Below are 13,518 nucleotides of genomic sequence, written 5' to 3'. Positions count from 1 at the left end.
TTGCTTCTCGACGATGCGTTTCCGCACTGATGACTTCGCTGCTGCTTTTCGGCTGCGGCGGAGGAGGAGGTGGGGGCGGCGGTGGGGCCGGCGTTGCGCTGGTGGGGAGCCCGACCGGCCAGTCCGGCAGCGGCGCTTCCTCCAATGCCGGCCCGAGCAGTGGCGGCCAAGGCACCGGCGGCGCTTCGGGTGGTGGTGATGTTCAAGGCGGCGGTGGCATCCAGGGCGGGGGCGACACCGCGCCCCTCATGGCCACGGTCGCCTTGGCCAGCAGGCTCGGCAAGCCCGCCCGGGTGCTGGTCGGCCTGGGCGCCACTTCCATCGACGACATGAAGAGCCAGGACATCCAACCCGACATCGTCGAGCGCTATCTGGTGGGTGTCGGGCCGGGTTCCTGGCCCACGTGGAACAGTCCCGATGGGGCCTACGTCACCTTCACCGCGCAGGCCGCCCAGGCCTACGGTGCGGTTCCCATGTTCACGCTCTACCAGATGACGGCGAACGGCGAGGGCAACCTGAGCGGCATCAGCGACAAGACCTTCATGGACAAGTACTGGGGCCAGGTCCGGTTGATGTACCAGCGCATTGCGGACCTGGGCACGCCCGTTCTGATCAATCTGGAGCCGGACTTCTGGGGATTCGCCGCGTCGCAGGCACCCGGTCGCGATCTGACGAAGATGGCCGCTGCCGTGAGCGGCCAGCCGGAATGCAGCACACTGCCGAACACCGTCGCGGGCCTCGGCCAGTGTTTCGTTCAGATGGGCAGGAAGGTCGCGCCCAAGGCGCTGCTCGGGTTCCCTCCTGCCTTCTGGAACGGCACCCCTGCGGAGATCGCTGCTCAGATGCGCACGGCCGGCGCGAATCAGGCCGACTTCATCGTCGCCCAGACCAGCGACCGCGACGCGGGCTGCAGGGAAGCTGCATCGCGGCCTGCCGAATGCCAGAACGGAAGCGCTCCGTTCTACTGGGACGCGAGCAACAAGACCAGCCCGAACTTCCACGATTCGCAGAAGCAGTATTCGGACTACCGCGCGGCGCTGGGCAACGGCCTGCCGATCCTGTGGTGGCAGACCCCGATGGGCGTGCCTTCCGACACGCCCGGCGGCACCGACCAGCACTACCGCGACAACCACGTCGACTACATGCTGCGCAACACGCAGGAGTACGGCGACATGCAAACCTTCGCGATCGTCTTCAGCGCAGGCGGCAGCCACCAGACCTCCATTGCCACGGATGGCGGCCAGTTCGCGCGGCTGTCGGCACAGTACCTCGCGCGCGGCGGCGCCGCACTGAAGTAGCGGCCTGCTGTCTTCGCTACCGCGCGGTGGCCCCGCCATCGACCGGGATGATCGCGCCGGTCATGCAGCTGGATGCGGGCGAGGCCAGCAGCAGCGCCGGTCCCTTGACCCCGTCGACCTGGGCCACCCGGCCCAGGGGGATGTGGGTGCGCATCGGCTCGGCTGACTCCGGAACGTGCTGTCGGCCGCTGTTGATGTTCGCGGCGAAGGGGCCGGGCGCAATGGCGTTCACCAGCACGTTGTGGGGCGCCAGCTCGATGGCGGCATCTCTACCTAGCCAAAATGGGACATTACTAATCGGCCGCTACATCTGCGAAAGATGCAACAATGTATCTTATGTTAAATCATGAATGAGCGGCTTGCCTGGAGGTTCCGTTTGAACCCTACGTGCGATGTGGTTCTAGTAATTCCTTTGACACTTTCCAAGTAATTTCTTTGACATGGGTTCGCTTGCTGATGAGACCGGGGCGAAATCCCTCCCGACAAATTGACCGCAACTAGGGACAGTCGGTCACACGGCAGACGCGTGATGTCCTCCGCGAAAGCGCGACGGGCGTGGTCGCCGCGCCCCCAAGTCCTGCGCGCCATCCATCAGCCGGTCGGTTGGGTTGTCACCTGCGACCGCTACGTCCCGCCCGCGAGTCTCGGGCTAAAGAGCCCTCTCGGGGTGTTCGCTTTCAGGTTTCGGCTACCGAAGTTCGAGTGACCTGTCCTGCCATAGGTTGACACCTATGAAGGACACAGAACCGGCTTGATCAAGCCGGCGGGCCGGTGCAACAGGAATTCCATCTTCAGAATCCCGTTGATGCGCTCGGTCAGCGCGTTCTGGTATCCGAGCAGCAGTGCGATATGGTGCTCAGAGAGGTAATTTCAGGGTAGCGGCGCGTAGGCTCCCATGATCATGGGAGAGCGCTCGCAAACCCTCGTGGAACAAATCACGCCCGACACCACACTTCGGGCTCCATCAAACCGAGGAGATAACATGAAGAAGATTGCCGTACTAATTGCGGTGCTTTGCATGAGCTGCGGTGCACTCGCCCACTCGGGAGGCACCGACAAAAATGGCTGTCATCGGGATCACAAAAACGGCGGCGCCCATTGCCACTGATGAGGGAGCGAACATGAAATCGATCATCTTTCTGGTAGCCGCCCTCACTCTCGGCTCGTCCGCCTTTGCCAAGGGTGGCGGCGGACACAATTCGGGCAGCTACAGCGGCTCTCATGCGTACAGCTCCGGATCGTCAGGCGGAAGCCATTCGACCAGCGGCTACACCAAGAGCAATGGAACCTATGTCGCCCCGAGTCACGCGACCAACCCGAACGGCACGAAGGCGGACAACTGGTCCACCAAGGGCAACGTCAATCCCTACACGGGCAAAGCGGGAACGAAGTCTCAGGACTGACCCGTACCGGAAACTGCGTTCTTTCGATCACGTGGCAATGAGGAATGCTGGTCGAGACTGGCTCAAGGCTGCATGCACAGTGCTTGCGATCAGCGTGGGCACATTGATTTTTCTCGCCCAGCTCATCTCACAGCCGAGCGATTCGATGTTGCAGGGCGTTGTGGCCGGCCTCCCAGGCTGGCTTCCAGACGCGGCATTTATCGGCCTCTGTGCCGGGCTACTGATGGCGATCTACAGATGGACGATTCGCCATGTCGGCCAGTTGATCCGCCGACAGCTCTGACCCTTGAGCCGCGAACAGCCGCGGTGAAGTAATCCTGACTCGCAAATTGCCACTGGCACCAGGCGACTACAAAGGCACCCCGGGCGAGCGCTGGACGGTGACCTCTCTGAAGACAAACGAGGTCGTCTACGACGGGATCGGTCCGGTCGAATACGGCGTGCAGAAGTCGGACAGGTTTGACTTCAAGCCAGCCGCCCTCGAGGCGGTTTTTTCATGCCTATGGCCCAGTCGTGGACCGAAATCGAACCGGCACCGTTCGGTGAGGGATTTTGAGTCCCCACAAAAATATGTCGCCACCAACCATCCAACCATCACGCTTGGCGTGCTTCGGAGATCTCGCTGGACGCGCCCATATGTTTGAACTCGCCGATGAGCTCCGCGCTGGCGTGGCCTCTCCGCCTGAGATTCATCGTATTCGGCGCGCCGATGCGACTCAAGCCGTCTGCCGGACCGCCACTGGCGAACCATCGAAAGATGCGGGAACGATCGTCGCTGGTTGTCCTCATGTGCAGAAAACCTGACCCGCGACGCCCTGATCGTCGACTGGAATACCGGCAGCTCGAAGTGCTGCTAGTTCTGCATCGTGGGTGATCTCGAATGGTAGCTTCAAGGTCGCCGTCGCCATGTGACAAGTGGCTTTACCCATCGATGTTCCCTCTGCGCTTTTTGGCGCACCAGTACATCTCAAGGTTTCGCCGCGCGCAATACTGCTTTCGTAGGAGACGCTTTGTCATGGGCGGTGGCAGGATGAGAGCGGGGCAATTGTCTCCCTGGAGAAGGTGCGCATCGCTCATGTGCGCATGTGGCGCAATCTCTACAGTGACTTCACGGCGAAACGCTTTGTTCCAAGACGGGTAACAAGCGGCGCCAGTTGACCATCTCACTGGAGACCGCACATGGAGCTGCGCAAGCTGCCGCTGGGAGATTTCTTCATGAACCGGCTGCGTGAAGACGCGGGCATATCGTCCACGGAGTTCGCTGTCTTCAGTGCGATCGTGGTGTCCTTGTATTTGCCCCTGCTGCTTGCTGTGCTGTTCATGAACTGAACGTGAAGCTTCCCACGGGCAAGGGCGGACTCCGCGATGATCAACGGCAAGAAGTTGGAAGGGACGCCGCACTCGTTCCACCTGAGCGCGGCCGTTGCCGCGGGATCTGGCCTCTCGGAACTGAATGCCTGAGGCCGAGCGCGTTTCACTATGCGCGGGACGATGCCATCCGGCATGCAAATCGGAAGATCGCCGACGGTGTTGAGTGCCGGACAGAACTACAAGGGCCGTAACGAATTCGCAGGAGACAGATATGCTCACCATCGATCAAAAAGAAGCCATCCTCCGCTGGGCGGGTGTCTCCACACCAGCCTTTCCCTCTCCCGGCGTTCTCTGGCGGCAGCAACGGCAACACGATGCCGCACCAAGCAGCAGGACGAACCCTCACGCCGTCCTGGATCCGGGCACGGCCGCCAAACAATGGGCCCACGCCATCAACACGCTCTTCGTCGCGTATTCGGCCGCCCGTGCCGCCCGGAGCCTGCGCAAGGCCGAAGAAGCCCGGCAACTCAGCGTTCTGCGCCAGCTGCAGTGCCACGCAGGCGCAGATACTGAAACCGGGAACGCCGCGGCATCTGGCGCAAGGAAGGTCCGAAGACCACGGCGCAGGAGCCACGCAATGGGGTGATCAAAAGGCGTTGCAGCGGCGAAAGCTGGCGTCGCTGTCAGGGGCGAGACTGCGGAAACCAGCTCGCACAAATCTCGGCGCCGGTACGACCACAGCGCACGAAGTGAAGTTGCCAAGGAGCTTTCGATGATCCGCAAACTCGCATCCCGGGAATACCGCCTCTACGCTCGCAAGGTGGACCCCAAGACAGGCAGGCGCCGCAACCTCGGCACCTTTGGTTCCAAAGAACAGGCGCAGCAGCACGAGCGCGAAATCCAGTACTTCAAGCGCCGCCAGCATTGACGGCTCGGGTGCTGCGGCTGGACTGGACGCGGCAACGCGGCGCGTCTGCTGGAAAGCGGTGAGGCGACGGCCGGCTGCCGAAGAGGCTGCAGCACGATCTTCAGCCCTGATCGCACGTCGACAGCCAGATTCGGTCTCAACACCAGTCGTTCGTTTGGCGGGCCCTTGTTGTCGCCTGTTCATTCCAAGTAGTCAATGAACTGCGGGATCACCTCGCGCGGGGGACCGGATTTCCTCTGTGGGAATGCTGCGCGACTCCAAGTCGAAATGGATGAAGGTGCCATGGGGCGTGCCGCATCCGCGCGTGAGCAGCCGGCCGTAGTACGACTCGACCATGCCGGCAGTAACCCGTTCATAGCCCGCGCCGCTGGACTACCTCGCCCGCGCAGAAGACTGCGCCGGAAAAGCCTCCCCGATCTGCCGGGCCCGCTTGACCTCGTCCGTATGGAGATAGACCGAAGTCGTCGCCACGGAGGCATGCCGCAGGTTGTCCCGCACCGTCGTGAGCTCGACGCCGCGCGCGAGCGCATGGGTCGCATGGGTGTGCCGCATCCAGTGCGGCGTGGCGCGCTTGAGCTTGTCCGCGGTGGACGGACTCACGCCCTCCAAGGCCTGCGCGGCGTGGAGGAAGAAGCGGCGCATGACCGCCCACAAGCGCGACGCGCTGATGCCGGTGCCGTCTTCGGCCAGGCCAGGCACCAGCGCGGTCTTCGGATTCCAGCGCGACCGCGTCACGGGCTGGCCCCGTTGAGCCAGATATTGGTCGAGCGCGCCGCGCGCCAGCAATGGCAAGGCGACCTTGCCGTGCTTGCTGCCCTTGCCGACCACGTTCAGCCAGTCGTCGCCCTGCGCATCGTGCTCGATGCCGCCCAGCCGAGCATCGACCATCTCGCTGGGCCGCAGGCCCGTCGCGTACCAGAAATCCAGCACGAAGCGCAGGCGCTGGGCGCCCTCCTCGCTCCATCCGCCGATCCACTCGATGCCGTCGGCCGTGGAGCGAATCAGCGTCCATTCGTGCTCCGTGAACACCCGGGATGCATCGAGGGTGCCGCCACGGCCCGTTCCCTTGACCTTCACGCCGGCAAAGGGATTGGCCAGCACATAGCGCTGCTCGATCAGCCAGCGATACAGCGCGCCGATCACGGACAGCGCGTACGCCACGGAGCGCGGCGCCAGCGGTCCCTGGAAGGGCCGCCATTCCGCGGATGTGCGCGGCCGCGCGGGGCCGACCCAGCGCTCCCGTGGCGATGGGCGCCGCAAGAAGGCGCGGTACGCGACGGCATCCTCGGTCGTCAGCGACGACAGCGCCTTGCCGCGTTCCAGGATCGCCCACAGCATGAGCCGTTCGGCTTCCTTGCGGTAGGCGCGCTGGGTCGCTGCCGCGTCCTGCAGGCCCAGCCAGGCCAGGACGGCCTCGTAGTCATTGCTGGCCGACAGGGTGCAGGTGGCTTGCGGCGCCCTGAAGGTGCCCTGGGAGCCATCGACTTCCTGCGGCACGACCAGGTGCTCCCACGGCGCGGTCTCGGTCCTCGGTACGACCACCAGCGCCCTCGCCCGTTCGGTCAGGGCCGGGTGGGCGGCAAAGAACTCTTCGATCTGGCGTGCGCTGCGTGCGCCGAGGCCGGGCACGGCAGCCCACCACCGGCGTCGGCGCGGCACACGCACCGTCAGATCGGTCAGTGTCCGGATGCCGGCGTTTTGCAGGGCCCGCGCGGCGCGCGTCGGCAGCCACCGATCGACGGTGTCCGTCACCATCGGCGCAGGCAGGGGCAAACCCTGCAGTTTCTCGATGGCATCCCTGACTGCGCGGGCACGTTGCTCGCGCTCGGCCGCCGGGTGCGCGATCAGCGAGGCCAGGTCGTCGCGGTGCCGCAGCCGCGCGTAGTTCGCCAGCTGGCGCCGGATCTCGCCCAGCATGGCGCGAGAGGACTGTCCTGTTGCCTTACTTTCGCCGAGAAATTGCACGACCGCGGCGCGCGCCGACAGGCCCGCGTACCAGGCACGCAGCGCTGCCAGCTGCGAAGCACTGGGGAAATCGCCATTTCCGGCCCCTGCCCTGTTCGCGGTGCCTACTTTCATGTCCTCCAGTTTAGCCGTGGAAACTCGCTATTGTGATAAGAAGAGTTATCTGGATAGTGGTCTTATCTCTGCGAAAGAGAGTTGCCCCTGCGCCGATTGCAAAGGAGTGCAGCCACCAGCTTGGCAATGGCCGGCGAACTCACGTTGTCCTTGCGCGACGCAATGAAATTGGCATAGGGCGAATTGCGGTCGTCCTCGATGAACAGCGCGTCCCTGGCCGGATCGAGCTTGGCCTCGAGTGCGTAGTTGGTGTTGATCAGCGCCAGGTCGACATCCCGGCAGCGCGCGCGGCAGCCGGGCCGATTCGAGTTCGCGGATCACCAGCTTCTTCGGATTGGCGACGATGTCACGCGCGGTCGACCGCGCCCTCGCGCAGTTCGGAGACCTTGCGGATCTTCTGCGAGTAAGCACCGAAGGGCTCGATGTGCACGTCGCTGTTCGGAACTTCGACGATGTCGGATTTGCGGTCCTTGGTGGAGGACTCCAGGTAGGGACGGTTCTGAAAGAAGTTGGCGTCCAGCTGCTTGTCGCTCACTGCAAGGTTCGGCTGCACACACCTTCACCTCCAGGTCCACACCTTGCGCCCTCAACTGCGGCCGGGTGAACTCCAGGATCTCCGCATGCGGAACCGGCGATGCGGCCACGCGCAGCGCCGCTTGCGCCGCGGCGCTGAAACCGAAGATGACAAGTGCAACGACCAGGTGGGCACGTCGGAATGAAAACAGCATGTCCAGGGTTCCCTCGAGAAACAGGAGGGCCTCTCGCGCTCAGCACTGCAGCATATCGCCATTGCCGAAGCTGAGATGTAGCCGCCCGACTTCTGCCGCAATGCCGTCCTTCCAGGGACCGTCGGCTTGGACAACCAGAAAACGGGGTCCCCAATGAAGCGCACGACAAGCTTCAGCTGTTTGGTACACATCACAATCGCAGGCGCATCTGCTGGTCGACAGCATGCAGAACCTGGCGCTCAACCTGGCAGCGATGGCGCCTGCCCGGACAACGGCAATCGCAGCGTCAGACCTAGCGCACCGCCCGCGTGCGGCGCCGCATAGATGCGCCCACCGTGGCGGCTGGCAATGCGCTCGCACACGCGCGCGCTGGCATGGCCGACGGCCTGCGTCGCCTCGAGAAAGCGCGCCAGCGGCGGGCTCGGATCGGACGCATTGAGATCCCTCCAATGCACGACGGCCTGGCCGCTTTCCATCCGCGCCGAGACCTGCAGCGTGGTGCCGGGTGACATGACCTTTGCCGCATACCGCGCCACCTTCGAAAGCAGTTCCTCCAGCTCTGCCTCGATGCCGAACACGGGCACCACCTCGTGCGGAACCCGGATGTCGAAGCGGATGGGCCAGCCGGACGCGCCTTCGGAGCCTTCGAGGCTCGGCAGCGACGCAAGAAGCGGCCGGAGGTCCTGCATGCTGCTCTCGCGCATCTTCTGCTGCGCTTCGCGCCGGGCCTTCGCGGCCATTTCGTGCGCTTGCGCGCCGGCCTTGAGGTTGGAAACGAGCAGGGAGGCGATGAAGGCCAGCACCGCGGCCAGGCCGAGTGCAACGGCGATAGCAATGGCCAGGCCCAGGTTGCTTGAATACATGGCTCGTGCGCCTTCAACGCCCCTGCGACGGCCGGAACTCCAGCGCACCGCCGGGACCGCGTTCGCAAGTCCCCGACAGGCTGTCGGCGCGAGGGCCCGGGAGCAACGGGCGCGCACCTTCGGCCTGGCCGTCGCACACATCCCATGCGGCCATGGGCGGCCTGTGGCCGTCGAGCGGCCCTGGCGGTGCTTCGCCGCGAAAACCCGGATGCCCGCTCCAGCCAGGCGGCGGGCCATGGGGCGGCGGTGGCGCAAGCATGATGCAGCCGGACAGGCCGGCAGCGGCGAGCAAGCCCGCCAGGTGATGGATTCTGGTCATTTGAAACTCATGAACAAGGTCACCGGCGCATGCAGCGGGGCTGCGCACTGCGCTGCCCCACCGCACACGGCCTGTCGTCAGAACGCGTGCCGGATGCCGAAGTCGTAGCCCGTGGACGAGCGCGGCAGGCCCGTGTAGCTGACGCCGGCACTGCCGTAGCCCGTGGTGCTCGCGGCGCTCAGGCTGCCGGTGTAGGCCGCATCGTTGCGGTTGTTCACGCGCGCCACCGTCGCGTACAGGGCTGTGCGCTTCGACAGGTTGTGCACATAGCCGATGGCCAGCTTCTGCGCGCGCGGATCCTCGCCCGTGATGCCGACGGCGCCTTCGTCGTAGCGCACGGTGGAGTACGACGCGCGGATCACGCCCGCGCCCACCGGCATGCTCGCGCCGATTAGGTAGCCGTTGTAGCTGTCGTGGCTGTTGCCGACGGCCAGGTCGAACTTGTTCTTCACGTTCGACAGTTCGCCGAACAGCTTGACCGGGCCGAAGTCGTACGACGCGCCGAGATTGATGGTCTGCACCTTGCGGGTCAGCGAGGTGGTGTCCACAGCGACGCTCTCGCCCATTGCCAGCGCGACGTCGAGCGGCCCGTTCGCATAGCCGAAGCGGCCACCGACGTAGCGGCCGGCGCTGCTGCTGGTTGCGGCCGTGAGGTCGGTGGCGCTGGTCCGGGTGTTCTCGTTCAGGCTGTACTGCAGCTGGCCGTAGAAGCCGCCGAGGTTGGGGGGCAGGAAGTAGCCGACCATGTTGCTGGCACGCGTGTAATTGGCATTGTTCAGGCCGGTGCTGCCGCTCACGGTGTTGATCACGCTGGAGCCCGAGCCGTTGGTGCCGAACGGGTCAAAGACCGTGTCGTTCCAGAAGGTGGCGGTGTAGTCGCGGCCCAGGCGCACCTCGCCGAAGCCGCCCGACAGGCTCACGGTGGAACGGCGGTTGAAAGTGTTGATGCCGGTGGCGCCGTCGTCGTTGGTGATCGGCGCTTCGAGCCAGAAGCTGGCAGCCAGCCCGCCGCCCAGGTCTTCGGTGCCCCGGAAGCCGATGCGGCTGGAGTTGTAGCCGGAGTTGGCGAGGCTCCACTTGCTCTGCTTGGAGGCGAGGCCCGTGGTCGCGTCGCGCGAGGTGGCCGACTGGTAGGTCACGCCGGCGTCGACGACGCCGAACAACGTGACGGACGATTGGGCAGAGGCCAGGCCGGCTACGGCCAGCGCGGCGAGTGCCGTGAGGGATTTCTTCATTCAGGTTTCTCCGGTTTTCAGCAGCTCTTCATCGAGCAGCTGGACGGATGGTCCTTTTCAAATTTGGAGGAATCTGGTCGATGCGGCCTGCTTTGCACCGACTGTTGTTTGTGCGCACGCCCAAGCCCTTCGGCCATGCAAGGCCTCATACCAGAAATCTCCCAAATGGCACGCGATGCTCGGCATCCGAAGGAGCCCGACATGACCATTGCATTGCAGAACACCATCGCAGCCTCGCTGGGTGTGCAGCAGCTCGCCAGCGCATTCAGCCCGGCCTTTTCACACCTACGTATTCTTCGCAACCTGATCATTCCCATGCCCGAGGGGAGCCCGGTTCGCACCGCCATGATCGATGCGGTGCTGGTGTGCGAAACCGGCATCTACCTGTTCGAGATCAAGGCCTGGCGCAATGCCTTCGTCTATCGCAAAAAGTCGGAGGCAGCGCCGCCGCGCTGGTTCCTGCGCCTGCAGGGCTGCAGCCGGGCACGCGAAGTGAAAGACCCCGCATGGCAGGGCGGCCGCAAGACCACGCAGCTGCGAAGCCTGCTGTGCGACGACCTGCGGCTGCAGTATTTCGTGCTGCTGCCCTGCGAGGGCGTAGAACTCGAAGGCGTGATGCCCGCTGCCGTGATCACGCAGCAGGACCTGCCCTACATTGCGCGCCTCGTGCGCAACAACGGCCGCACCGCGCGCACCTATCCGCTGCTGGATGCCGGCGCCATCGACCGCACCGCGCAGCGGCTGCTCGACATCCAGGGCGGCCTTTCGCTCGACGACCACATGCAGAACTGCCGCGAAAGAAGCGAACAGATCTCCACGCGCTGGAACGGCGCGAGCGCTGCTGCAGCCGCCGGCATCGGACTGCAGTAGCGGCGCCTCGGACACGCCCCCGCGGGACGCAGGGCGTCCCAGATTTCTCCGACTTTGGCAGGGACCATGCGGCGATGAATCCTTCCAAGTCCGCTTCCGCCCTTGCCGCACTGTTCATCTCGATTGCATGCGCTCCCGCCTGGGCCGCCGATCCGTTCACCGTCAGGGACATCCGGCTGGAGGGCCTGCAGCGCGTGGAGCCCGGAACGGTCTTTGCCACGCTCGGCATCAAGGCGGGCGACACCTACAGCGACGAGCGCGGCAGCGCGGCCATCCGCTCGCTGTTCGAGCTCGGCCTCTTCAAGGACGTGCGCATCGACGTCAACGGCAGCGTGCTGGTGGTGATCGTCGAGGAGCGCCCTTCGATTGCCGACGTGGACTTTGTCGGCACCAAGGAATTCGACAAGGCCGTGCTCCAGAAGGCGCTGCGCGAAGTGGGCCTGGCCGAGGGCCAGCCCTACGACAAGGCACTGGCCGACCGCGCAGAGCAGGAGCTCAAGCGGCAGTACATCAGCCGCAGCCTCTACAGCGCGCAGGTCATCACCACCGTGACGCCGCTGGAGCGCAATCGCGTCAACCTGACCTTCACCGTGACCGAGGGCGAGTCCGCGCGCATCAAGGAAGTGCGTGTGGTCGGCAACCGGGCCTTCAGCGAAAGCACGCTGCTCGACCTGTTCGACCAGGACAGCGGCGGCTGGCTGAGCTGGTACACCAAGTCGAACCAGTATTCGCGCAGCAAGCTCGACGGCGACCTGGAGACGCTGCGCTCCTTCTACATCACGCGCGGTTATCTCGAGTTCCGCATCGACTCCACGCAGGTCGCCATTTCGCCGGACCGGGAGACGCTCACGCTCACGGTCAACATCACCGAAGGGCAGAAGTTCACGGTGGCCGGCGTCAAGCTCGAAGGCAACTACCTGGGCCGCGAAGACGAGTTCAAGTCGCTCGTGGCGATCCGCCCCGCCCAGCCCTACAACGGCGAAGACGTGAGCGCCACCACCAAGGCCTTCACCGACTATTTCGGCACCTTCGGCTACGCCTTCGCACGCGTCAAGGCAGAACCGGAGATCGACCGCGACAACAACCGCGTCACGCTGGTGCTGCGGGCGGAGCCATCGCGGCGCGCCTATGTGCGGCGCCTGAACATCGGAGGCAATGCAAGAACGCGCGACGAAGTCATCCGCCGCGAGTTCCGGCAGTACGAGGGCGCCTGGTACGACGGCAACAAGATCAAGCTCTCGCGCGACCGCGTGGACCGCCTCGGCTTCTTCACCGACGTGAATGTCGAAACCACCGAGGTGCCGGGGTCCCCCGACCTGGTCGACCTGGCGGTCAACGTGACCGAAAAGCCCACTGGTTCACTGCAGCTCGGCGCAGGCTACTCGTCGACCGACAAGGTGTCGCTGAGCTTCGGCATCACGCAGGAGAACGTATTCGGCACGGGCAACTACCTGGGCCTGCAGGTCAACACGAGCTCGTACAACCGCATCATCTCCCTCACCGCCACCGACCCGTACTTCACGCCGAGCGGCATCTCGCGCACCTTCAACCTGTTCCACACCACCACCCGCCCCTACTACGAGGCGGACGGCAACTACAAGCTCGCGAGCGACGGCGGCTCGGTGCGTTTCGGGCTGCCGCTGGGAGAGCTGGACACGGTCTACCTCGGCATCGGCGTGGAGCGCTACAGCTTCACGCCGGGCACCAACGGCGCCTACACGCTGGTCGACGGCTCCTATGTGTACACCGGCACGCCGCAGGCCTACCTCGACTATTTTCAATGCACGGGCACTGCGCCGAGCGTGGTGTGCGCATCGAAGAACATGGTGGGCATTCCCGCGACCATCGGCTGGGCGCGCGACGACCGCGACAGCGCGCTGGTGCCGACGAAGGGCCGGCTGCAAAGCGCCAATCTCGAGGTGGGCGTGGGCAGCGAGCTGCGCTACCTGAAGAGCACCTACCAGTACCAGCAGTACTTCGCTCTCTCCAAGCAGTACACGCTGGCGATCAACGGCCAGCTCGGGTATGCCAAGGCGCTGGGCGGCACCGCGTATCCCATCTTCAAGAACTTCTATGCAGGCGGGCTCGGCTCCATCCGCGGCTTCGAGCAGAACTCGCTCGGACCGACCGATGCGGTCACGGGCGGCGCGCTCGGCGGCACGCGCAAGGCCATCTTCAACATGGAGTTCAGCACGCCGTTCCCGGGCGCGGGCAATGACCGGTCGCTGCGGCTCTACACCTTCCTGGATGCTGGCAACGTGTTCGCGGAGCGCACCGCGAGCATGACCGATGCGCAGTGGAAGGCGCAGAACCGCCTGCGCGCATCGGCAGGGGTGGGCATCAGCTGGATTTCTCCGCTCGGCCCGCTGCGCCTGGCCTATGCGGTGCCGCTCGTGTACCAGAAGCTCGACGAAGCCAACCGCATTGCGGCGGACCGGACGCAGCGCTTCCAGTTCCAGATCGGCACGTCGTTCTGAAGCGGGG

The 13,518-nt window shown here is 64.8% G+C and carries 14 protein-coding genes and 1 pseudogene; 9 read left to right on the top strand and 6 right to left on the bottom strand.

Annotation, left to right across the window (positions count from 1 at the left end):
* The first annotated feature begins 29 nt into the window (after window positions 1-29).
* Window positions 30-1,298 (top strand): hypothetical protein, encoded by a 1,269-nt coding sequence (locus tag IB278_RS16430; RefSeq protein WP_192324219.1) that lies wholly within the window; start codon window positions 30-32, stop codon window positions 1,296-1,298.
* A 16-nt stretch (window positions 1,299-1,314) separates the two neighbouring features.
* On the opposite strand, the gene IB278_RS16425 is transcribed toward IB278_RS16430, so the two are convergent.
* Window positions 1,315-1,596 (bottom strand): SDR family oxidoreductase, encoded by a 282-nt coding sequence (locus IB278_RS16425; protein ID WP_318646688.1) that lies wholly within the window; start codon window positions 1,594-1,596, stop codon window positions 1,315-1,317.
* A gap of 684 nt (window positions 1,597-2,280) precedes the next feature.
* Here IB278_RS16425 and IB278_RS16420 point away from each other — a divergent pair.
* From IB278_RS16420 to IB278_RS16395, 6 genes are all read left to right on the top strand, one after another.
* Window positions 2,281-2,406 carry a YHYH domain-containing protein gene (locus IB278_RS16420; protein ID WP_192324217.1) on the top strand — a complete coding sequence of 42 codons (126 nt, stop codon included), beginning with the start codon at window positions 2,281-2,283 and terminating at the stop codon, window positions 2,404-2,406.
* Between the two features lie 13 nt (window positions 2,407-2,419).
* Complete coding sequence (locus IB278_RS16415; RefSeq protein WP_192324216.1) at window positions 2,420-2,701, top strand: hypothetical protein; 282 nt, start codon at window positions 2,420-2,422, stop codon at window positions 2,699-2,701.
* A 79-nt stretch (window positions 2,702-2,780) separates the two neighbouring features.
* Complete coding sequence (locus IB278_RS16410; RefSeq protein ID WP_192324214.1) at window positions 2,781-2,984, top strand: hypothetical protein; 204 nt, start codon at window positions 2,781-2,783, stop codon at window positions 2,982-2,984.
* Between the two features lie 896 nt (window positions 2,985-3,880).
* Window positions 3,881-4,030 (top strand): hypothetical protein, encoded by a 150-nt coding sequence (locus IB278_RS16405; RefSeq protein ID WP_192324212.1) that lies wholly within the window; start codon window positions 3,881-3,883, stop codon window positions 4,028-4,030.
* Between the two features lie 253 nt (window positions 4,031-4,283).
* Window positions 4,284-4,658, top strand: a complete 375-nt coding sequence (locus IB278_RS16400) for a hypothetical protein (RefSeq protein ID WP_192324210.1) — start codon at window positions 4,284-4,286, stop codon at window positions 4,656-4,658.
* A gap of 126 nt (window positions 4,659-4,784) precedes the next feature.
* Window positions 4,785-4,940 (top strand): hypothetical protein, encoded by a 156-nt coding sequence (locus IB278_RS16395; RefSeq protein ID WP_192324208.1) that lies wholly within the window; start codon window positions 4,785-4,787, stop codon window positions 4,938-4,940.
* Between the two features lie 372 nt (window positions 4,941-5,312).
* Here the strand turns inward: IB278_RS16395 and IB278_RS16390 are convergent, their stop codons facing one another.
* The 5 genes and pseudogenes from IB278_RS16390 to IB278_RS16370 form a co-directional block, all read right to left on the bottom strand.
* On the bottom strand, window positions 5,313-7,019 hold the full coding sequence (locus tag IB278_RS16390; protein ID WP_192324206.1) for a phage integrase family protein: 1,707 nt from the start codon (window positions 7,017-7,019) through the stop codon (window positions 5,313-5,315).
* Window positions 7,020-7,123: 104 nt separating this feature from the next.
* Window positions 7,124-7,747 (bottom strand): annotated as a pseudogene (locus IB278_RS16385) (MetQ/NlpA family ABC transporter substrate-binding protein); the annotation flags it as partial.
* Window positions 7,748-7,986: 239 nt separating this feature from the next.
* Window positions 7,987-8,610: an ATP-binding protein gene (locus tag IB278_RS16380; protein WP_192324204.1), complete on the bottom strand. Its 624-nt coding sequence runs from the start codon at window positions 8,608-8,610 to the stop codon at window positions 7,987-7,989.
* Between the two features lie 13 nt (window positions 8,611-8,623).
* A complete protein-coding gene (locus IB278_RS16375; RefSeq protein ID WP_192324202.1) occupies window positions 8,624-8,929 on the bottom strand; it encodes a hypothetical protein in 306 nt (101 codons plus the stop codon).
* Window positions 8,930-9,006: 77 nt separating this feature from the next.
* Entirely contained in the window at window positions 9,007-10,164 is a 1,158-nt protein-coding gene (locus IB278_RS16370) for a porin (RefSeq protein ID WP_192324201.1), read from the bottom strand.
* Between the two features lie 201 nt (window positions 10,165-10,365).
* Here IB278_RS16370 and IB278_RS16365 point away from each other — a divergent pair, with 201 nt between their 5' ends.
* Together IB278_RS16365 and bamA are read left to right on the top strand one after the other, a co-directional pair.
* Window positions 10,366-11,034, top strand: coding sequence for a nuclease-related domain-containing protein (locus tag IB278_RS16365; RefSeq protein ID WP_192324199.1), 669 nt, complete (start codon window positions 10,366-10,368; stop codon window positions 11,032-11,034).
* Window positions 11,035-11,108: 74 nt separating this feature from the next.
* The gene (gene bamA, locus IB278_RS16360; RefSeq protein WP_192324197.1) at window positions 11,109-13,511 is read left to right on the top strand and encodes an outer membrane protein assembly factor BamA; all 2,403 of its coding nucleotides are present in this window, start codon (window positions 11,109-11,111) and stop codon (window positions 13,509-13,511) included.
* Window positions 13,512-13,518 lie beyond the last annotated feature (7 nt).

It is taken from the genome of Variovorax sp. VRV01, from assembly GCF_014852545.1.
In the GTDB taxonomy this organism is placed as follows: Bacteria; Pseudomonadota; Gammaproteobacteria; order Burkholderiales; family Burkholderiaceae_C; genus Variovorax; species Variovorax beijingensis_A.
Note: the sequence above shows the minus strand (reverse complement) of the source record. Positions and strands in the feature narration are given on the sequence as shown.

What these genes read in the sequence shown, in the direction of transcription:
- IB278_RS16430 (WP_192324219.1), top strand. Translation starts at nt 30, where the DNA reads ATGACTTCGCTGCTGCTTTTCGGCTGCGGCGGAGGAGGAGGTGGGGGC.
- IB278_RS16420 (WP_192324217.1), top strand. Translation starts at nt 2,281, where the DNA reads ATGAAGAAGATTGCCGTACTAATTGCGGTGCTTTGCATGAGCTGCGGT.
- IB278_RS16415 (WP_192324216.1), top strand. Translation starts at nt 2,420, where the DNA reads ATGAAATCGATCATCTTTCTGGTAGCCGCCCTCACTCTCGGCTCGTCC.
- IB278_RS16405 (WP_192324212.1), top strand. Translation starts at nt 3,881, where the DNA reads ATGGAGCTGCGCAAGCTGCCGCTGGGAGATTTCTTCATGAACCGGCTG.
- IB278_RS16400 (WP_192324210.1), top strand. Translation starts at nt 4,284, where the DNA reads ATGCTCACCATCGATCAAAAAGAAGCCATCCTCCGCTGGGCGGGTGTC.
- IB278_RS16395 (WP_192324208.1), top strand. Translation starts at nt 4,785, where the DNA reads ATGATCCGCAAACTCGCATCCCGGGAATACCGCCTCTACGCTCGCAAG.
- IB278_RS16390 (WP_192324206.1), bottom strand. Translation starts at nt 7,019, where the DNA reads ATGAAAGTAGGCACCGCGAACAGGGCAGGGGCCGGAAATGGCGATTTC.
- IB278_RS16380 (WP_192324204.1), bottom strand. Translation starts at nt 8,610, where the DNA reads ATGTATTCAAGCAACCTGGGCCTGGCCATTGCTATCGCCGTTGCACTC.
- IB278_RS16375 (WP_192324202.1), bottom strand. Translation starts at nt 8,929, where the DNA reads ATGACCAGAATCCATCACCTGGCGGGCTTGCTCGCCGCTGCCGGCCTG.
- IB278_RS16370 (WP_192324201.1), bottom strand. Translation starts at nt 10,164, where the DNA reads ATGAAGAAATCCCTCACGGCACTCGCCGCGCTGGCCGTAGCCGGCCTG.
- IB278_RS16365 (WP_192324199.1), top strand. Translation starts at nt 10,366, where the DNA reads ATGACCATTGCATTGCAGAACACCATCGCAGCCTCGCTGGGTGTGCAG.
- bamA (WP_192324197.1), top strand. Translation starts at nt 11,109, where the DNA reads ATGAATCCTTCCAAGTCCGCTTCCGCCCTTGCCGCACTGTTCATCTCG.